The organism is Bradyrhizobium sp. ORS 111, assembly GCF_045571485.1.
Classification (GTDB): Bacteria; Pseudomonadota; Alphaproteobacteria; order Rhizobiales; family Xanthobacteraceae; genus Bradyrhizobium.
Genome location: NZ_CP120701.1, coordinates 5,373,023 through 5,392,916 on the forward strand (window position 1 = coordinate 5,373,023; position 19,894 = coordinate 5,392,916).

16 protein-coding genes are annotated in these 19,894 nt (G+C 63.9%); 3 read left to right on the forward strand and 13 right to left on the reverse strand.

Annotation, left to right across the window (positions count from 1 at the left end):
* Window positions 1–103: 103 nt before the first annotated feature.
* Window positions 104–295: a hypothetical protein gene (locus P6U30_RS24890; RefSeq protein ID WP_407165522.1), complete on the forward strand. Its 192-nt coding sequence runs from the start codon at window positions 104–106 to the stop codon at window positions 293–295.
* A 98-nt stretch (window positions 296–393) separates the two neighbouring features.
* Here P6U30_RS24890 and P6U30_RS24895 read toward each other — a convergent pair whose 3' ends face one another.
* The 6 genes from P6U30_RS24895 to P6U30_RS24920 all read right to left on the reverse strand — a co-directional run bounded on the left by P6U30_RS24895 (window position 394) and on the right by P6U30_RS24920 (window position 6,574).
* Window positions 394–1,152: a phosphorylase gene (locus P6U30_RS24895; RefSeq protein WP_407165523.1), complete on the reverse strand. Its 759-nt coding sequence runs from the start codon at window positions 1,150–1,152 to the stop codon at window positions 394–396.
* The gene (gene shc, locus P6U30_RS24900) at window positions 1,149–3,110 is read right to left on the reverse strand and encodes a squalene--hopene cyclase (protein ID WP_407165524.1); all 1,962 of its coding nucleotides are present in this window, start codon (window positions 3,108–3,110) and stop codon (window positions 1,149–1,151) included. The genes P6U30_RS24895 and shc overlap by 4 nt, the downstream gene beginning before the upstream one ends.
* A 68-nt stretch (window positions 3,111–3,178) precedes the next feature.
* Window positions 3,179–4,429: a hydroxysqualene dehydroxylase HpnE gene (hpnE, locus tag P6U30_RS24905; protein ID WP_407165525.1), complete on the reverse strand. Its 1,251-nt coding sequence runs from the start codon at window positions 4,427–4,429 to the stop codon at window positions 3,179–3,181.
* On the reverse strand, window positions 4,429–5,265 hold the full coding sequence (gene hpnD, locus P6U30_RS24910; RefSeq protein ID WP_407165526.1) for a presqualene diphosphate synthase HpnD: 837 nt from the start codon (window positions 5,263–5,265) through the stop codon (window positions 4,429–4,431). Before hpnD ends, hpnE begins: the two co-directional genes overlap by 1 nt.
* Window positions 5,262–6,140 carry a squalene synthase HpnC gene (hpnC, locus tag P6U30_RS24915; RefSeq protein ID WP_407165527.1) on the reverse strand — a complete coding sequence of 293 codons (879 nt, stop codon included), beginning with the start codon at window positions 6,138–6,140 and terminating at the stop codon, window positions 5,262–5,264. Before hpnC ends, hpnD begins: the two co-directional genes overlap by 4 nt.
* A 191-nt stretch (window positions 6,141–6,331) precedes the next feature.
* Entirely contained in the window at window positions 6,332–6,574 is a 243-nt protein-coding gene (locus tag P6U30_RS24920) for a hypothetical protein (protein ID WP_407147442.1), read from the reverse strand.
* A gap of 393 nt (window positions 6,575–6,967) precedes the next feature.
* Between P6U30_RS24920 and P6U30_RS24925 the strand changes: the two genes are divergently transcribed.
* Window positions 6,968–7,471 (forward strand): hypothetical protein, encoded by a 504-nt coding sequence (locus P6U30_RS24925; protein WP_407165528.1) that lies wholly within the window; start codon window positions 6,968–6,970, stop codon window positions 7,469–7,471.
* Window positions 7,472–7,534: 63 nt separating this feature from the next.
* Here the strand turns inward: P6U30_RS24925 and P6U30_RS24930 are convergent, their stop codons facing one another.
* The 4 genes from P6U30_RS24930 to P6U30_RS24945 all read right to left on the reverse strand — a co-directional run bounded on the left by P6U30_RS24930 (window position 7,535) and on the right by P6U30_RS24945 (window position 14,022).
* Window positions 7,535–9,919, reverse strand: a complete 2,385-nt coding sequence (locus P6U30_RS24930; protein ID WP_407165529.1) for an efflux RND transporter permease subunit — start codon at window positions 9,917–9,919, stop codon at window positions 7,535–7,537.
* A gap of 204 nt (window positions 9,920–10,123) precedes the next feature.
* Window positions 10,124–10,915 (reverse strand): ethanolamine ammonia-lyase subunit EutC, encoded by a 792-nt coding sequence (gene eutC / locus P6U30_RS24935; RefSeq protein WP_407165530.1) that lies wholly within the window; start codon window positions 10,913–10,915, stop codon window positions 10,124–10,126.
* 3 nt (window positions 10,916–10,918) lie between these two features.
* On the reverse strand, window positions 10,919–12,505 hold the full coding sequence (locus tag P6U30_RS24940; RefSeq protein ID WP_407165531.1) for a B12-binding domain-containing radical SAM protein: 1,587 nt from the start codon (window positions 12,503–12,505) through the stop codon (window positions 10,919–10,921).
* A 134-nt stretch (window positions 12,506–12,639) separates the two neighbouring features.
* On the reverse strand, window positions 12,640–14,022 hold the full coding sequence (locus P6U30_RS24945; RefSeq protein WP_407165532.1) for an ethanolamine ammonia-lyase subunit EutB: 1,383 nt from the start codon (window positions 14,020–14,022) through the stop codon (window positions 12,640–12,642).
* 329 nt (window positions 14,023–14,351) lie between these two features.
* Here P6U30_RS24945 and P6U30_RS24950 point away from each other — a divergent pair, with 329 nt between their 5' ends.
* The gene (locus tag P6U30_RS24950) at window positions 14,352–16,058 is read left to right on the forward strand and encodes a methyl-accepting chemotaxis protein (protein WP_407165533.1); all 1,707 of its coding nucleotides are present in this window, start codon (window positions 14,352–14,354) and stop codon (window positions 16,056–16,058) included.
* Window positions 16,059–16,201: 143 nt separating this feature from the next.
* Here the strand turns inward: P6U30_RS24950 and P6U30_RS24955 are convergent, their stop codons facing one another.
* The 3 genes from P6U30_RS24955 to P6U30_RS24965 form a co-directional block, all read right to left on the reverse strand.
* The gene (locus P6U30_RS24955) at window positions 16,202–17,725 is read right to left on the reverse strand and encodes a UxaA family hydrolase (protein WP_407165534.1); all 1,524 of its coding nucleotides are present in this window, start codon (window positions 17,723–17,725) and stop codon (window positions 16,202–16,204) included.
* 101 nt (window positions 17,726–17,826) lie between these two features.
* The gene (locus tag P6U30_RS24960; protein ID WP_407165535.1) at window positions 17,827–18,603 is read right to left on the reverse strand and encodes an HpcH/HpaI aldolase family protein; all 777 of its coding nucleotides are present in this window, start codon (window positions 18,601–18,603) and stop codon (window positions 17,827–17,829) included.
* Between the two features lie 151 nt (window positions 18,604–18,754).
* A complete protein-coding gene (locus P6U30_RS24965; RefSeq protein ID WP_407165536.1) occupies window positions 18,755–19,840 on the reverse strand; it encodes a malate/lactate/ureidoglycolate dehydrogenase in 1,086 nt (361 codons plus the stop codon).
* Window positions 19,841–19,894: the final 54 nt, after the last annotated feature.

The following is a 19,894-nucleotide window of genomic DNA, read 5'->3' on the forward strand; positions in this document are numbered from 1 at the left end:
TGCGATCGGGCCTTTTCTTTGCGCCAGCCTGACGTCTTCTTGATCGTTGGCGTGTCAGTGTCGCGCTATGCTCGGGCGCAGAACCGCACTTGGAGTGTGCGTCATGGATGTCATCACCGTGATTGCGTTTGTCGCCTTCATCTATCTGGCTGGCCGCATCGCCGAGCATCGCGGGCGCAGCGTGAAGGCTTGGGCGTGGATTGCCGCCTTCGTTGGACCTCTGGCGCTTCCGCTGATCTTCTTGGTCCCGAACCTGCACCGCAGAAACGGTGATCAGCCTGAGCGCTCGCGCTGACCGCGGCAGCCGCGCCGCGCGCCGCAAGGCACGAAAGCAAAAGGCCCGATCGCAGCGCGATCGGGCCTTTTGCTTTCGGCTTGAACCGGTGCAGTCGATCAGGCCGCCTTCGCGGTCACCAGAACGTCCTCGACCGGGGCCAGCACGTCGTTTCCGAGCAGGAAACCGCGGCAGCCGCGCAGCGAGCGCAACGCACGGTTGAAGTCGATACCGGTCGACACCAGCGCGCGCAACGTCCGCGGGTTGCGCACAACGCCGCGAAGCACTTTGCGCAGATCGATGTCGCCATTCGGCTTGACCGCGGACTTGGCGAGTTCGGGCAGCGCCCGGTGAGCCGGATCGCTGATCACGCGCAGAGCGGCAAACGGAATGCGAGCCTTCTCGGCATAGGCCGCCGCGATGTGGCTCTCCATATCGACCGCGGCAGCCCCCGTGGTCGAGCGTAGCGCGGCCTTGCAGGCCCGTGCCACAACGAGCTGCTCCACGCCGGCAAGCCCGCCGCGCACGATCCTGCGGCGCTTCAGCGTGGCGCTGGCGATCATTTCCTCATTCAGCGCGGACGCCGCCAGGAAACGGGTATCGCCGGCCAGAACCTCGGTCGCGACCACGACGTCGCCCGATTTGAGCGACGGATCGAGGCCGCCGGCCACGCCGAACGAAATCACGCCACGGAATGTCGCTGGATCCAGCGTTGCCAGCAACGCGCGCAATTGCTGCGGATCGCTGGAACTGCAAATCACGATCATGCCGGGACCCGCCGCAATGCGGGCCTCCTGCACCAATCCAGTCACGATCAATACCGGCCGAGGATCAATTCTGCTGCCCACGGTTCCGGCGGCCCCCGCCCCCAAAATCACATTCCGACCCCTACCACCCTGCTATTGGTGCTTCTCAAATTCCGATACCGCGCCATTGCCCAGAGCGGAAAGAATTTCGAGTAGCCATGATATCGCAAGTAAAATACCCGCGGAAACCCCGTAGCTGTGTATCGCTGCTCGTCCCAGAGTCCTTTTTCCGTCTGTGTTGCCTTTAGGTACTCAATCCCCCGGGCAACGGCCGGATTTTCCACCTCTCCGGCCGCCATCAATCCAAGCAAAGCCCATGCCGTTTGCGAGGATGTGGACGGCGCGACCTCATAGCCCTTGTAATCCAGCCGGTAGCTGACGGCATCTTCGCCCCAGCCGCCGTCCTGATTCTGCACGGACACCAGCCAGTCGACCGCCTTCCGAATCATCGGATCGTTGCGGTCGATGCCTGCGACATTTAGCGCACAGAGTACCGACCAGGTACCGTAGATGTAATTTAATCCCCAGCGGCCGTACCAGGACCCCTCCGCAAGCTGGGTCCGGCGCAGATAGGCGACGCCGTCGGCCATCGCCTTGTTGGTCTCGACGGTCTCGCCAAGCTGCCCCAGCATCGAGATGCAGCGCGCGGTGACATCCTCCGTCGGTGGATCGAGCAACGCGCCGTGATCGGAGAACGGGATGTTGTTGAGGTAGTATTCGAGGTTGTTGACGTCGAAGGCGGCCCACCCCCCATCCCGGCTCTGCAGCCCCTCGATCCATTCACGGCCACGCGCGATCGCGGCGTCATATTCCTTGGTGCCGGTGTGCCGCCGCGCCCGATCCATCGCCATCACCACCACGGCGGTGTCGTCGAGATCGGGATAGTGGTCATTGTTGTACTGGAATGCCCAACCGCCCGGACGGACATCCGGCGCCTTCACCGCCCAATCGCCCTTCAGCTCGAGCACCTGGCGCGGCTTCAGCCAGTCGAGGCCCTGCTTCAGCTTGGCGAAGCTATCGTCCCCGCCCGCCTCCGCTAGCGCATGGCACGTGAGCGCGGTGTCCCACACCGGCGAGACGCAAGGCTGGCAATAGGCCTCATGGTCCTTGACCACCAGCAGCTTGTCGATGCCGCGACGCGTGGTCGCGCGCGGCGGATAGTTCTCATCCTTGCCGAGCGCGTCGTACATCATGACGATGTTGGCCATCGGCGGATAGATCGCGCCCATGCCGTCCTCACCGTTCAGCCGCTCTTCGGTGAAGGCGAGTGCGGCATCGATTGCGCGCTGGCGCAGGCTTTTCGGGAACATCGGCTCGACCGCGCGCAGCACCGCGTCGAGCGACCGGAACAGATAGAACCAGCTCGCGCTCTGATGCGGAGCCTTCGGCGCCATCCGGACCGATTTCGGATCTTCGAGGAACAACTCGTCGATACCGACGCCCTTCGGATTCCTGGCCCGCGGCTTCAGTGCGGCGAGCACCATCAGCGGCACCATCGTAGTGCGCGCCCAATAGGAGATCTTGTTGATGTGGAACGGCGACCACATCGGCAGCAACATGATCTCGATCGGCAACACCGGCGTTGCGCGCCAGGTCACGACGCCGAACAGCGCGAGCAGGAAGCGCGTGAAGACGTTGCTGCCCGACGCACCACCGCGCGAACGAATTGCCTCGCGCGCCCGCACCATATGCGGCGCGTCGACGGAATCGCCGATCATCTTCAGCGCGAAGTACGACTTCACGCTGGCGCTCATGTCGAATGGGCCGTCATGCACCAGCGGCCAGCCGCCGTGCGCGCCCTGCACGCGGCGCAGATAGTTGGCGATCTTGGCTTCGAGGTCGGCGTCGACGGGTTCACCGAGATAGTGGCGGAGCAGAACGTATTCAGCCGGAATCGTGCTGTCGGCCTCCAGCTCGAACACCCAGTGTCCGTCCGACTGGCGGTGGCCGAGCAGCGCCTCCGTCGCCCTGGAGATACTGTTCTGCAGCGCGACCGGGTCGACTGTTACGCTGTGATCTCTCGAAAGCATTTCGCTCGATATCCTCTTCATCGCGGGCCGGCTCACGAAGAGCCGAAAGCCGCTACAACAGGTCAAATCTAGCGCCTGGCAAGAACCAGATCGGCGGCGCGATCACCCGACCGCACCGATCCCTCGATGGTTGCTGGCAACCCGGTAGCAGTCCAGTCGCCTGCAAGAAACAGGTTTTTTTGCGCAGTCGCAGGCCCCGGACGCAGGGCATTCTGCTCCGGCGTCGCCTCAAATGTGGCACGGCGCTCGCGCACGATCTGCCAGGGCGGCAACTCGCCGGAAACGCCGGATGCCTTGCAGATGTCCCGCCAGATCGCCTGCGCCAGTTCCTCGCGCGGCATGTCGACCAGATGGTCGCCGTTGCTGATCGTCACCGACAGCCGCTGCGGGAACGCGAATAGCCATTCGACGAGCCCGCCGACGACACCGAGAATGGGCGCGGCGTCGCGCGGCGGATCGACGCGGAAATGCGCGTTCACGATGGCGCGGAATTTCGACGGCGTCTTCAGGCCGGGCAACAGCGCGGCCGCGGCGCGCGGCGGCACCGCCAGCACGACCGCATCGTCGGCCGCCAACGCGACCTTGTCGCCGCCGCCGAAGTCGAGCTCACCGACGCGATCGCCGGACATGCCGAGCGTGCGCAGCTCATGGCTGAACTGCACGCTGTTGCCCCTGTCCTGCAGCAGCCTGACGGCCGGCTCGATCAGCACCGAGCTGAGACCATCACGCGCGATCAGAGGACGGCAGGCCTGTCCGCCCGCCAGCAGCGTCTCACGCACGATGGCGCCGGCAAGACCGGCCGAACCTTCCGGGGGATCGACGTTCAGCGCGGCCAGCAGCAACGGCTGCACCAGGCGATCGTATAGCGTGCCCTTGCAGGGAATGGTCTTGCCGACGAGCGCTTCGGTGCCTGCCCAGACCAGCGGCGCCAGTGCGAGATAATCGCGCAGGCTCGTGTCCGGGACGCGGCGCGCCTGGTCGAACACCCAGAGCGGCAGCCGGGACTCGCCGAGATCGAGCTGCCAGCGCCGGCCGGTCGCGAGGTCGACGAACGGAAACTGCGCGCGTTTCGGCCCGACCAGCCCGGCCTCGGTGCCGATCGAGCGCGCGTAACTCAGCGCATGACGGTTGCCCGACAGCAGGAGGTGGTTGCCATTGTCGATGGTGAGGTTGGTGGCCGCGTCGAAATAGGAGCGGCAGCGGCCGCCGGCCTGCTGCGTCGCTTCATGAACAGCCACCCTGTAGCCGGCGTTGGCGAGCCGCACGGCTGCTGACAGGCCGGAGATACCGGCGCCGATGATATGAACGGTCTTTTGCATCAGATGATCGCGTAACGAAGAAGGATGCCGATCTTGGCAGCCTTGGACACACGCACCGGCGCGCGCGGGGCGGCAAAGCCGCGCGCGATCAGCAGATCGAGAATTGCGCGATAGTATTTCGACATGATCCGCGGCGCCCGCACGGCGCGGCGCGAATTGCGCTTCATGATCTCGTCCGCCTTCTGGAAATGCATCTTGGCGCGCTCGGCGAGCGGCACGCACACTTTCGGCAGCGCCCGGTCGGCGGTGACGCGGGCGGGATCGTCGTTGGTGATGCCGGCGTGCCAGAGCCATTCGCGCGGCAGGTAGAGGCGGCCGAGGCCGGCATCCTCGTCGATGTCGCGCAGGATGTTGGTAAGCTGCAGCGCGCGGCCGAGATGGTGCGCGAGCTCGACGCCGTCGTCTTCGGGCAGGCCAAAGACGCGCACCGACAGCCGGCCGACGGCGCTGGCGACGCGGTCGCAATAGAGATCGAGCGTCGCAAGGTCGGGCGCGCGGATATCCTGCGGAACGTCCATTTCCATGCCGTCGACAATCGCGAGAAAATCCTCGCGCTTCAGTCCAAAGGTCTTCACCGAGGCGACGTAGTCGGCAAGCCGCGCCGGCGGGTTGCCGGCATAGAGCGCGTCGATGTCGTCGCGCCATTGCTGGAGCGCGGCCAAACGCTCCGGCCGCGGGCCGTCGGAATCGGCGATGTCGTCGACCTGCCGGCAGAAGCTGTAGATCTGGAACATCGCTTCGCGCTGTGCGCGCGGCAGGATGCGCATCGCGGCGTAGAACGAGCTGCCGGACGCGGTGCTCCCGTAATTTGCGTTGGCCGCCGCCTCCGCACTCATGCGCCGGCCGCCGACTTGGAGACCGTTCGCCGCCCGGTTGCGCGGCGCGCGGTCTCGCTCGCCACGCCGCCGAGGCTATGCAGCAACAGCTCGATCGGACTCAAATGGACCCGCTCGCTGAGCGGATCGCGCACCTTCAGCATGTTGACGATCTTGTCCGCAAAAGCCTGGATCACCCCGATCTCGAGTCCGAGCCTGAAATCTTTCACTTCACCGGCAAGCGACTTGCTCTCGTCGAGCAGCGCCGCAGTACGCACCGCGAGCGCCTGAAGGCACGTCAGCAACGGCGGCGGCGACTTGGCCTCGCCGAGCATCTCGACGGTCGCGCCCGATGCGGCCAGCGCATCGCGCGGCAAGTAGACGCGGTTCAAATTCTTGTAGTCCTTGGCGCAGTCCTGCAGGTGGTTGTTGATCTGCAGCCCCGCGCATAGCGCATCCGATGCTGTCCAGGTCGACGTGCTCTCGCCGTGCACGTCGAGCATGAAGCGGCCGACCGGCATGGCCGAATACCGGCAATAGTCGATCACATCGTCCCAGGTCTCATAGCGCAGCTTGGTGACATCCATGCGGAACGCCACCAGCACGTCGAGCGCATGCCGCGGCGGCATCCCGCGCTCGGCGAGAGCGCGGCGCAGATTGACCGCTTCCTTCTGGCTGTCGCCGCTCCCGAGCAGCTCGGCCTCCAGGAGGTCGAGATAGCGCAGCTTCTCCTCGGCGGGCAGCGTAGCGTGATCGGCGATATCGTCGGCGGTGCGGACGAAATTATAGAAAGCCAGGATCAGGGCGCGATGCCGCGGATGAATGATCCATGACGCGACCGGGAAATTCTCGTCGCGGTGGGTCTTTCCTGATCGCAGGTCGCTCGCGGTGGTCATTGGAATTTTGGGCTACACTGGTCATGGCGCAGGCGCGAATTGTCAGGCGCGTGCGAGGGATTGCGAGCCCCATATAGGGGAATACGCCGCCAAAACCAATGCCATCTGCGACCGCCAGCATATGCGGCCCGCGGCCGGCACCGGTGCCGACCGTGGGCTTCGCGACGATCTTTTGAGGCCTGAACGCGGCCTTATTGACCGTGGTTCTTCAGGACCTGGTCGCAGGCGGCGCTGATCTTGGTGCGGTTCTGCTGCAGGCAGGCGAGAATGGTGAAATCGCCCTGATCGATCACGGCGCGGCAGTGACGCTGCACGTCGCGCGAACAGGCCTTCTGCTCCTCAGGCGTACCGCTGCGCTGCGGCTGCTGCTGGGCGAAGGCGTTCGATGAAAGGGGGAGCGACAACACGGCAAGAGCCAGGAGAAATTTACGCATCGTATTCCTTCATTTCCGACAGCAAAAAATCTGTCCCCGAAAGCGCTTCGGCATGGCCGGGACGGATTTGTGAGGGGATTGTACACACCGCGTAACGCAGCAACGAACCGACGACAAGCACCGCTAAATGCGGCTAAATTTGCGACGCTGTAAACCCTTCTATAAGCCGTTGATTTTCAACGTGTATTTTGGTCTCACCTCAGGCGATTGCGAAGTGGGCCCGCGCAAACTAGATGCGATGACACCGTCCACGGTTTTTGATTCTGCTCGGCGGCTGACGTCGCGCGACTGGTCCTGCCGTTTTGAACCTAACATACCGCGGTGACACTAAATCTTCGGTGCGGAGCGACGTTTTCTTTCACGAGAGGCGTTGATTTGATGGGATTATTCACGATGAAAACGTCTGGTTCAGGCCTGTTCGGTCAGACTCTGAAGGCTGTCGGCGTCGGCGCCGCACTCTTGCTATCGGTCTCCGCGAGCCACGCCCAATCCAACGGACCATTCGCCGGCTTTGCCGGCTCGTGGGCGGGCTCGGGTACGGTTGCGCTCTCCAATGGCACCACCGAACGGATTCGCTGCAAGGCGGACTATAAGGTTGCCGCATCCGGCATGGCCTTGAAACAGAGCCTGCATTGCGCGAGCGACAGCTATAAGTTCGATCTCTCGAGCGACGTGACGAGCCAGGGCGATCGCATCTCGGGCAACTGGAGTGAAGCGAGCCGCAACATCTTCGGCAACCTGCAGGGCACTGCGGGTGGCGGGCAGATCGACGTATTCGTCGAGGCGTCCGGCTTTGCCGCAAACCTGAACCTGCGAACCAACGGCTCCAAGCAGATTGTGCAGATCGATTCGAAGGGCGAGATCCGCGGCGTCACGATCACGATGACGAAGAGCTGAACTGCGGCCTTTTCGCCTGCCAACAACAGCCCGGATCCGAACGAGCGGATCCGGGCTTTTTTGTCAGGCTTCCTCGATCGGGGCCGGCCGCCCGCCCTTGCCGCGAAGTTTTTGCGACAGGTTGATCAGGAACATCGAGGTCGGCCGCAGAATGAACAGGTCCGCGACCAGCGCTGCGACCATCGAGAACGCGCTGAGCCAGCCAAACAGGCGCAGCGACGGCAGGTCGGAGAACACGGTGACGACGAGGCCGCAGGCCAGCACCACCGTGGTCAAGATCAGCGCCGGACCGACCAGGACCGTGGCGCGCTCGACCGCGAGCTCCGACGTCACCCCGGGCTTGGTTTCGAGCCGCAGGCGGTTGAGGAAGTGAATGGTGGCGCTGAGGCCGAGGCCGAACGACACCGTCAGCGCCACGACGCTGGCAAATTGCAACCCCTCCCCCATGAGCCACAGCACGGTGCCCGACAGCACCACGGGGAAGATACCGGGCAGGATGCAGGAGAACATCACCACGATCGAGCGGAATGCCAGTCCAATGAAGATCGCGACCAGCGCGAACTCCACGGTAAGACCCCGATTGAGCTTCTCGATCATGCTGGCGCTGTTGCGCGCGGCGATCGCCGAGAGACCGGTGACCGCGATCTCGTAGCCGGGGTGCTCGGCGCGCACCTTGTCGAGCTCGTGATCGAGCTTGTTGACCACCGGCAGGATCTGGCTGGAGTCAAGGTCGGGCACGCGGCCCGACACCACGACCGCGTCCTGGTTCTTGTCGATGAAGCGACGCACCAGATGTTCGGGGATCAGGTCGACATATTCCTTCAACGTATTGACGTCAGTCGCGCCGGCCTTCTCTGCAAGCCAGCGGCGCAGGGTTTCCAGCGACCACACGTTGCCGACGCCGGCGGTCTTCTCGACCATCGCGTGGACATCGGCGATCGTCTTCAGCGTCTCCGGCGCGTAGAGCGAGGCGCCTTGTGGGAATTGGATCAGCACGTCGATCGGGTTGGCACCGGTCAGCTTGGCGTCGAGGCGATTCGACGCCGCCACCGCCTGCCGCTTGTCCGGCACCTGGTCGGCCAGCCGGTAGCGCGGCTGCAGGTTCGCGTAGACGACGCCGAGGCTGCCGACGACGAGCAGCGCGATCAGGCTGAACAGGCCGGGACGGCCGACCATGCGCACGGCGATCCAGTAGCAGAAATTGCGCAGCGCCTGCACGCCGGCATCGGCGCTCTGGAACTTGACCGCGAAGATCCGCTCGTTGCGCACGAACAGCACGCCGAACACCGGCACCAGGCTGAGCACCGCGATCAGCGCAATGATGGTGGCCGCAAGGCCTGCCTCGCCGAATTTGCGGATCAGATCGGAATCCGAGAACTGCAGCGCGATGAACGAGATGCCCGCGGTACCGTGGGTCAGCACACAGGCGGGCCCCACCACCAGCACCGCGTTCTTGAACGCGGTGAACTTGTCCTGGCCTGCGATCAGCCGGTCGCGCGCCGCAAAGGTGAGCTGCATCGAATCGGAGAAGCTGATCACCATGATGAGCGGCGTCATCACGTTGAGGAACATATTGAGATTGAAATTGGCCCAGCCGAGGCCGCCGAGTGCAAGCAGGATTGCGATCATCGGCGGAAACGCCGCGGCGACCATGAAGGAAATCTTGCGGAAGAAGATGATGGCGATGATACAGCCGGCGAGGATGCCAAGGATGTTGTAGGTCAGTCCGTCGCGCTCGACCGCATTGCGGATCTCGAGCTGCATGACCGGCACGCCGGAGAGCTGGGCATTGAGCCCGCTGCCGCCGAGATCCTCGCCCATGATCTTTCTGATGTCGCCGACCACATCGCCGAGCTTGTTGCTGCTGACCACTTTGGGCTCGAGCGACATCACGATCAGTGCGAGTGTGCCGTCCTCCGACAACAGCTTGCCGCGGATGATCTCGTTGCTTTTGACGGTCTCGATGAATTTGTCGTAGGCCTCCCCTTCCGGCAGTTCATTCGGGAACAACGCCGCCGGCAGCTTGCCGGGCGCCGGCGCCTGTCGCGCCGAGAACAGCGAAACGAGGCCGCGGACCCCATCGACGAGCTGAAGGTCGGTGACCATGTCGCGCAGTTTCTCGAGATTGTCGCGCTCGAGCAGCGTCTTGCCTTCGACCACGACGAGAACGTCGAATTCGGTCGAGGGGAAACGCTTGGTGACGGCCTCGTACTGCTTGAAGTCCTTGGAGTTGGACCGGAACAACTGCGACAATGAGTCGTCGATCTTGATCCGATGGACGCCGAACACGGCGCCGATCAGCAAGAGCACGAGAACGATGCAGGACAGGATCGGCGCTCGCATCGGAATCAGGCCAAGGCGCTCGATCCCGAATGCGATGCTCGGCCCGGATCGAGGTTCTTCGATCTTCTCGACGTGGACCTGACTTTCGGAATTCTTTTCGAGCATGCCCTGTCCAGTTCTGAAAACGGCTCAATCTGTCTAGCTTGGGTGTTGGGTCCTCAGGCGCGAATGAGGCTCACGAGCGCAACTGATGGGCGCTAGTCCTTGAAAACACGCGAATATTGACCGGCGCCGGTTTTACAGGCCCACCCCCGTGCTCGCAAGCGCGAGCGTCGAATCGAATCGGCTGGGAACCGCCGAAAACCGTCATTAAGTAGCTGATTTGTCACACCCCGGTAACGCATTCTGCGACGATCCACCGCCACTTTCATCTTTCAGTGCGACTCCCGTGATCTGGCGTGCCAGGCCCTCGCGGACAAGCCAGGAAATCCTGAATGCGGCCTCCTGGTAGCTGAGCCCGGCACCGTGAATATTGGAGACGCAATTGCGCTCGGCGTCGGTCAGGCCGATCCGCGGCGCGAAGGTGAGATAGGCGCCAAGGCTGTCCGGGGCCGAAAGGCCGGGCCGTTCGCCGATCAGCATGACGAGCATGCGCGCGCCGACGACGTCGCCGATCTCATCACCAAGCGCAACCCGTGCTCCGGAGGCGACAATCACCGCACCAACCTCGATCTGGTCCGCGCCAAGTCGCGGCACGAGAGACCGGAGCAGTTCGACGGCATGGACGTTGACCGCGGTCGGAGACAGTCCATCCCCGATCACGATGGCGCAACGGCACGCGGCGATAGCCCTCTCCTTCAGGCTGCGCACCGATGCGGGATCGAGCACGCGCCCGAGATCGGGACGGCGCAGATAATCGCGCCGGCTGCGCGCCTGGCTCGATACCTCGACCGGCCCCAAGCCGAGGCCGGTAAGACCTGCGGTGATGCCGGCGACGTCGAAGGGCGCGTGAACGGCATCGCGTGCGCGCGCATGATCCATCGTGAAGGAGAGCAGCGCATCGGTCGGCAGGCTGGCGCCAGATCGACCGAGACCGACGCGCGCCGGCGTCAGATCACGCAGATCGGCAAGAGAACGCGAAGGTGGCGCTGGGGCTTTCATGTCTCATTCGGCGGGGACCGACGCCTCGCGCAGCCGGATCGAATAGTTCGAAGCATTCTGCCTTCCGCTGGAGGCTGCACGCGCGAAGGTGATCAGATGATGCGCGACCAGCGTCGCCGAGATCAGTCCCTCGATGTCGCCGCGTTTCAGCCGTCCCAGCGCAAACTTCCAGAACACGCGCTTGTAGTCGCCGAGCATGCCGACCTTCCAGAAGATGTTGCGCAACATGACCAGGCCGCGCCGGATGTTGGCCCAGCTCTTCATCTCCGGGCTGACCGGCACCTTGATGCGGTTGGCGTAGGTATATTCACACTGGTACAGGTAGCGCGCGAACAGCTTCTCGGGCTCGTAGGCGGCCTCCATGCACTTGCGCCAGGACCGGACCACGTCGTCGTAGGGCAGCAGGAACTGCACGTTGGAATCACGGCTGTCGTCGTGGACCAGCCGCCCGGCCTTTTCGAGGCGATCCCACAGCGGCGTCTTCGGCAAGGCCTGCAGCAGATTGATGGTCAGGAGCGGGATGCGGGACTCGTCGACAAAGGAGAGCAGCGCATCGCCGGTTTCGGGCTTGTCGGTGTCGAGCCCCATGATGATCCCGGACACCACCTCCATCCCATAGGAATTGATGGTCCGCACTCCCTCCAGGATCGGGACCATCATGTTCTGGTCCTTGTGCATCGCCTTCAGCGCGTCGGGATCGGGCGTCTCGATGCCGACGAAGATCGTGACGAAGTAGGCTTCGCGCATCTTCTCCAGGATCTCGGGCCGCTTGGCGATGTTGAGCGTGGCCTCACAGGCAAGCCGGGTGATGTAGCCGGTCCGCTTCTGCCACTCGATCAAATGCGGCAGCAGCTCGACCGCCGCCTTGCGGTTGCCGATGAAATTGTCATCGACGAAGTAGACGGTATCGGTCATGCCGCAGGCGCGCAGCTTGTCGAGTTCGGCGATGATCTGCTGCGGCGTCTTCAGCCGCGGATTGCGGCCATAGAGGCCGGGGATATCGCAGAACTCGCACTGATAGGGACAGCCCGAGGAAAACTGGATGCTACCGAGGAAGTACTTCTTCGTCTCGGCGAGCTCATAGGCCGGCAGCGGAAAATCCGTCATCGGCAGCCGGTCCACAGTCTTCAACACCACCTGCGCGTCCGGGCGGCTGGTGTCCTGCGCCAGGCGACGGATCAGCTCATCGGTGGCGTCGCCGAGCTCGCCGACATGGAGGTAGTCGAACGACGGATAGTAGTCGGGACAGGCGCTGACCGAGGGACCGCCGATCGCGACCGGCAGGTCATGGTCATGTGCGCGGTGGCAGATGTCGTTCATCTGCTGGCGCTGGATGTGCATACCGCTGACGAAGACGGCGTCCGCCCACGCGAAATCGTCATCCGACGCCGGACGCAGATTCTCGTCGATGAAGCGGACCGACCAGTTCGCCGGCAGATAGGCCGCGATCAGCAACAGCCCCTGCGGCGGCATGAACGCCTTGACGCCGTCGGTGAGCGGATAGGAATACTCAAAGGTACCAAAGGCCGACGTATAGCGCGGAAAGACGCAGAGGATACGCCGCACCGTCCCAATGCCTTCAGCTCTCATCAAACTTCCTCAAGCGAAGCACCAACAAATCTAACCACGTCGTTGAACGGTGGGCTAGAAATTCTTCAACATTGTGGCACCTGCTAACGTCACAACGTCGGGATGGTTGCTACGAAAGGACTCAGATTCCCGCGTCAGGCCAGCAGCCTGGAAGCAAATTCGGGGAGCTGCGCCGCATCGCCAACAAGGCGAAAGTCCTGCCCCGCGAGGCCTGCGCGAATCAGCCAATCGTCGAACTCGGGTGCCCGCTTCAGGCCGAAGAGGTCGCGGATGTAGAGGGCGTCGTGAAACGAGGTCGACTGGTAGTTCAGCATGACGTCGTCGGCGCCCGGAACGCCCATGATGAATGTGACGCCGGCGGCCGCCAGCAACGTCAGCAGGTTGTCCATGTCGTTCTGATCGGCCTCGGCGTGATTGGTGTAGCAGACGTCGACACCGAGCGGCAGGCCGAGCAGCTTGCCGCAGAAGTGATCCTCGAGCCCGGCACGAATGATTTCCTTGCCGTCGTAGAGGTATTCGGGACCGATGAAGCCGACCACGCTGTTGACCAGCAGCGGATCGAACGCGCGCGCCACTGCATAGGCCCGCGCCTCGCAGGTCTGCTGGTCGACCCTGTGGTGGGCGTTGGCCGACAACGCCGACCCCTGCCCGGTCTCGAAATACATGACGTTGTCGCCGGCCGTGCCGCGGTGCAGCGACAGGGCCGCCTCACGCGCTTCCCGCAGGATCGAGAGATCGACGCCGAAGCTGCGGTTGGCGGCTTCGGTGCCGGCGATCGACTGAAAGACGAGATCGACCGGCAGCCCCTGACCGATCAATCCGAGCGTGGTCGTGACATGCGTGAGCACGCAACTTTGCGTCGGGATCTCCAGCCGTGTGATGATGTTGTCGAGCAGCCGGAGCAGGCCCGCGATGACGTTGGGATCGTCGCTCGCCGGGTTGATGCCGATGCAGGCATCGCCGGATCCGAGCAAAAGTCCGTCGAGGATCGAGGCAGTGATGCCCCGGGTGTCGTCGAACGGATGGTTGGGCTGCAACCTCACGCTCATCCGCCCGCGCAGGCCGATGGTATTGCGGAAGCGCGTGGTCACCTCGCACTTCCGTGCGACCAGGATCAGGTCCTGATTGCGCATCAGCTTCGACACCGCAGCCACCATCTCAGGCGTGACACCGCGCGAGATCTTCTTCAAGGCGTCAGAGGTCGCGTCGTCCGAGAGCAGCCAGTCGCGGAAGCCGCCGACGGTGAGCGATGACATCGGCACAAATCCCGCGACGTCATGGCTGTCGAGGATCAGGCGAGTGACCTCGTCGTCCTCGTAGGGAATGACCGGTTCGTTGAGAAACTGCCTCAGCGGAACGTCGGCCAGCGCGAGACGCGCGGCGATCATCTCCTCGGCGCTGTCGGCCGCGATGCCGGCCAGCCGGTCGCCGGAACGCGGCGGCGTCGCCTTGGCGAGCAATTCACGCAGGTCATTGAAGACGTATGAGGTCGCAAAGACGGTGTGACGGTAGACCATGGCATTTCGGGTCTGGCGGGGAGGCGGGCTCCTGCAGCGTAGCAGCTCTTTGCTAACAGCTCCCTCGACGCATTGATGACGACTGGCAGATGCCCGCAAGGTTTCGGCAACGCTATCCAGGCACGCCCAGCGGAACCCGCGGCATTAGAGTAAACAACTGGTATTACTCGTCAAATTTCCACGGTTGCGACCGCGAAAAGCTCGCGCATTAAGGAATCATCCATGAAAATTCAGCATAATTTTTAATCGGCCGAAGGGGCTCGCCGACCATCCGGAGTGCCCTCGATGCCCACCTCGAACGGCTTCCGACCTCCTCGTTCCGGCGTCCCATGGCATCCCGATTCTCGCTCGCAGCCAAGCTGTACTCGATCTTCGCCCTGATCGCGGCGCTGACCGCGGCCATCGCTTTCCTTTCCGACTACAACACGCGGCGGAACGCGGAACTGACCGAGGCCGTCGACCTCGCGAGCCGCGCCGCGCTCAACGTCGAGCGGGTCAACTCGTTGGTCTATGCCGTGGTGATGGAATCCCGCGGCATCTACATGTCGACCGAGCCGGCGACGGTGAAGAAATACGGCGCTGGCCTGTTGAAGTTCAACGAGCAGATCATCGCCGTCGTCAGGAACTGGGAAGCGCTGGTGCAGGCCGATGACGCCGAGCAGTTCGCGACCTTCAAGAAGCGGATCGAGCAATTCGTCGACTTCCGCAAGGAGCTGGTCCGCCGCGGCGTCGAGATCGGCGCCGCCGCCGGACGCGAGTGGGGCGACAACGACGCCAACCGCGAGGTGCGCTCCGCTCTCAACAAGGATCTCGAGGCGCTGTCCAGGGTCTATGCTGAGCGCAGCAAGAAGCTGGCGCGGCAGGCCGCCGTCAACCGCGACATGGCCCTCATCCTGACTTGCCTCGGCGCCGTGGCACTGATCGTGGTCGTGGTCGGCGTGCTCATCATCGCCCGCTCGGTTGCCCGTCCGCTGTCGCAGATCACCGCGACCATCAAGCGGGTGGCCGAGGGCGCTGAGCAGGCCGACGTTCCGCATATCGGGCGCAGCGACGAGATCGGCGCGCTGGCGCGCGCCATCAAGGTTTTCCAGGAGGCGATGCAACGCAACCGCAGCCTCAATGCGCAGGTCGTGCAGGACTCCGAGGCGCGCGACGCCCGCAGCCGCCACATCGAGATCTCGGTGGAGGCGTTCCGCGGCGCGATCGGCTCGGTGCTTCGCGCGGTGCACGATAATGCGGCGACGATGCGCGACACCGCGCAGACCATCGCGAGCGTCGCCGCGAACGCGAGCGGCCGTGCCGTTGCCGCGGCAGGAGCGACCGAACAGGCTTCAAGCAATGTCTCGGCGGTTGCCGGCGCCGCCGAGGAACTCTCCACCTCGGTCCAGGAGATCGGCCGGCAGGTGAAGCAGTCCTCCAGTGCGGTCGAGCAGGCGGGCGCACGCACCGACAAATCGATCAGCGAGATCGAGGGCCTTGCCGCTACCACCCAGCGCATCGACGGCGTGCTCAACCTGATCCAGGCGATCGCCGAGCAGACCAACCTGCTCGCCCTCAACGCCACCATCGAGGCAGCTCGCGCCGGCGATGCCGGCCGCGGCTTTGCGGTTGTCGCACACGAGGTCAAGGCACTGGCCGGGCAGACCGCGAAGGCGACCGCCGAAATCAGCGAGAATGTCAGCCTGATCCAGGCCTCGACCCGCAACTCGGTCGGCGCCGTCCGTGAGATCGGTCACGCGGTGCGCGAAATCAGCGATGTCACCTCGACGATCGCCGCCGCCGTCGGCCAGCAGGATGCGGCCACGCGTGAAATCTCGGTCAACGCGCAGATGGCAGCGCAAGGCAACGAAACGCTGGTCGCAAACATCGGCTCATTGCGCGATGACATCGGCCAGACCAACAAGGCGGCGGAATCGGTGCTTGCGGCGTCGAACGACCTGACCACGACCGCCGAGACGCTGTCGCGCGAGGTCGAGCAGTTCTTCCGCAATCTGCGTACCGATGCGGCCGACGGGATGCGACGTACCGGGACCTGAGCGCAGGGTCGGCGCGAGCCGCTTGCGCTCCGCTGCGTTAGGTCAAGTAACCGCACAACGACGGGCACGCGGTGGAGGCGGGCGAATTGCGAGCAGCGAATGGACTTCCCTACTCGCCACTTCCTATGCGCAATGCCCCTCTCTCACATCGTCGCGCCGAGCACCCACGGCGCGAATTCGGCGCCGCCGAAATCAAAGCTCTCGCTCTTGGTCGGCTGGCCCGACGCGGTCTTGAGGATGAGGTCGAAGATGCGCTGGCCGCATTCCTGCACACTCTCCTCGCCGTCGAGGATGGTGCCGCAATTGACGTCCATGTCGTCTTCCATCCGCTTGTACATCGGCGTGTTGGTGGCAAGCTTGATCGACGGCGCGGGCTTGCAGCCGAACACGCTGCCGCGGCCGGTGGTGAAGCAGACGAGATTGGCGCCGCCCGCCACCTGCCCGGTCGCCGCGACCGGGTCGTAGCCGGGCGTATCCATGAACACGAAGCCCTTCTTCGTCACCGGCTCGGCATAGTGCAGGACGTCGACGAGGTTGGTGCTGCCGGCCTTCGCCATTGCGCCAAGCGACTTCTCCAGGATGGTGGTGAGACCGCCGGCCTTGTTGCCGGGGCTCGGATTGGCGTTCATCTCGGCGCCTTCGCGGCTCGTATATTCCTCCCACCAGCGCATCAGGCCGACGAGCTTCTCGCCGACCTCGCGGCTGACGGCCCGGCGGGTCAACAGATGCTCGGCGCCATAGGTCTCCGGCGTCTCCGAGAGGATCACGGTGCCGCCGTGACGCACCAACAGATCGCTTGCAGCGCCGAGCGCGGGATTGGCCGACACGCCGGAATAGCCGTCGGAGCCGCCGCATTGCAGCGCCACCGTTAGCTCACTCGCTGCGACCTTCTCACGCTTGACCTTGTTGGCGTCGGCGAGCGCTTCCTTCACGAAGGCAACGCCGGCTTCCACCGTCTTGCGGGTGCCGCCGACTTCCTGAATGTCCATCGCGCGCAGCCGGCCGGCGAGCTTCTGCTCCTGCATCAGGCCGCCGATCTGGTTCACCTCGCAGCCGAGACCGAGCACAATGACGTTCGAGAAATTCACGTGCCGCGCATAGCCGCCGAGGGTGCGGCGGAGCAACGCCAGCGGCTCGTCCTGGGTCATGCCACAGCCGGTCTTGTGGGTCAGCGCGACAACGCCGTCGACGTTCGGAAAGTCGGCCAGCGGATTGTCGCCGGTGAACGGGTTCTTCTTGAAGACGTCGGCAACGAGGCTAGCGACATGGGCGCTGCAATTCACCGAGGTGAGGATGCCGATATAGTTGCGCGTCGCGACGCGCCCATCGGGACGGCGGATGCCGTCGAACGTCGCCGGCAGATCGAAATTCGGCACCGGCTTAACGTCGACGCCAAAGGCATAATCCTTGGCGAAATCGCCCATGCCGCAGTTCTGGGTGTGCACGTGCTGACCCGGCACGATCGCCTGCGTCGCGAAGCCGATGATCTGGCCATAGCGCTTGATCGGCTCGCTCTGTGCGATCGGCTTGATCGCGACCTTATGGCCGGCCGGTATACGGTCGACCGTGGTGACGCCCTCAGCGACCACCAGCCCCGGCGGCAGGCTAGCGCGCGCGATCAGGACGCTGTCGTCGGGATGCAGGCGGATTACTTGTGCCGGGGCCATCTGAGTTCTCCTTTAGGGACGAATAGCGAATGGCGAGTAGCGAATAGCACGCTACGCGAACCGCCAATCCCTATTCGCCGCTCATCACTCGCTATTCGCTTCTACGCCTTGCCGCCGGACTTCTCGCGGGTCTGGTTGACCGACATCTTGGCGTAGGTCTGCATCAGACCGACCTCGTTCGACAGCGTGACCAGTTTGAAGCCCATGTTGATCGCGCGCACCGCGCCGTCGGCACCGGAACAGTGGATGCCCGGGTTGAGGCCGCGCTTGCCGCACTCCTTGACGATCTTCTCGTAGATTCTGAGGATCTCCGGCTCGTCGCGGTCGAGCTTCGGCACCAGGCCGTAGGAGAATCCGAGGTCGGACGGACCGATATAGACGCCGTCGATGCCCTCGACGTCGAGGATCGCTTCCATGTTCTCGACAGCCGTCTTGGTCTCCATCATCGGCAACAGCACGATCTCGTCATTCGCGGTCTGCTGATAGGTCCCGGCCGAGCCGTACATGCCGGCGCGGATCGGGCCGTTGGAGCGCACGCCCTTCGGCGGATATTTGGAATAGGAAACGAGGTTCCGGGCTTCCTCCGGCGTGTTGACCATGGGGCAGATCACGCCATAAGCACCGCCGTCGAGCACCTTGCCGATGATGCCGGGCTCGTTCCAGGGCACGCGGACCATGGGGGTGACCGGATGGGCGTGCATTGCCTGGAAGCACTGCACCATCGACAGATAATCCTGCACGCCATGCTGCATATCGACGGTGACGCTGTCGAAGCCGCACTGCGCGATCACCTCGGCTGAAAATCCCGACGGGATCGCGAGCCACGCGTTCACCACTGCCTTGCCCGATGCCCAGACCTGTTTGACCTTGTTTGCCACTTTGTTCTTCCTTCCCTGTTCCAAACTTGTCGTCATTGCGAGCGAAGCGAAGCAATCCATTTCTCTGCCTGTAGAGGCATGGATGGCTTGGTCGCTTGAGCGCAAAATTGCTTTGCAATTTTGTCGCGAGCTGCTCGCAATGACGGGTGCATTATTCCGTCGCCCGCTGGATAGAGGTTTCGCTGACGCCGACGTCGCGCGCGGTGTTCACTATCGCCGCCCAGGTGTCGTCAGGCAAGGGGATGCCGTTCCTGGTGCGCTCGGCGCGGGTTTTCCGCTCGGGATCGCCCGGAACCAGCACAGACCCCGTACCCGCAATCGGCTTGGTGGCGCGGATGAAATCGGTGTAGCGGGTGATTTCGCCATCGAAGAAATTGCTGGTGTCGACCACCTTGGGGTCGATGTAGAACGCCATCATGCCGTTGGCGAACCGCCGGTCCGACGATGTCGCACCGGTGCCGGTCAGCGCGCCGCCGAGCAGCTCGCAGATAAACGCAAGGCCCGAGCCCTTGTGATCGCCGAAGGCGCGGATCGCGCCGGTGCCCTTGGTGTGATCGCGCGGACCGTCGGGCGTGTACGGGCCATACAGCACGTGCGGATCCTCGCTCAGCGTGCCGTCGGCATCGACGAGCGCGCCGGCCGGCAGCTTCTTGCCACCACGGCTTGCCACCAGGCACTTGCCCTCAGCGACGACGGAGGTGGCGAAATCGAGCACGATCGGATCCTGGCCCTGGCGCGGAATGCCGACGCAATACGGCGCGGTGGACAGGCGCTTCTCGACGCCGCCGTAAGGCGCGACCAATAGCGAGCCTGCCGCGGTCACGAAATGAATCGAGACGAGACCTTCCGCGGCCGCCATTTCGGCCCAGTCGCCGACACGGCCGAGATGGCCGGAGTTGCGCAGAGCAACCGCGGCGAGCCCTGCCTTCTTGCACTTCTCGATGCCGATCCTAACCGCGACCGGTGTCACGGTCTGGCCGTAGCCGAACTTGCCGTCGACGACGGCGAGCGACGGCGTGTCGACCACAACCTCGGGGGTCTGGTTCGGCACGATCGAGCCCATCTTCTTCCACCTGACATACACGGGCACGCGGATCACGCCGTGGCTGTCATGGCCGGTCAAGTTCGCGGTCGTCAGGTAGGTCGCGATGCGCCGCGCCTCGTCCGGAGAGGACTCCGAATGCGAAAAGACCTCGGAAACGAAGTTGATGAGGTTTTCAACCTTGATGGTGACCATGAAAGACTAGCTCGCTCAGTTGTTGGCGCGTGATCTGATCGAAAACCCGGCTCC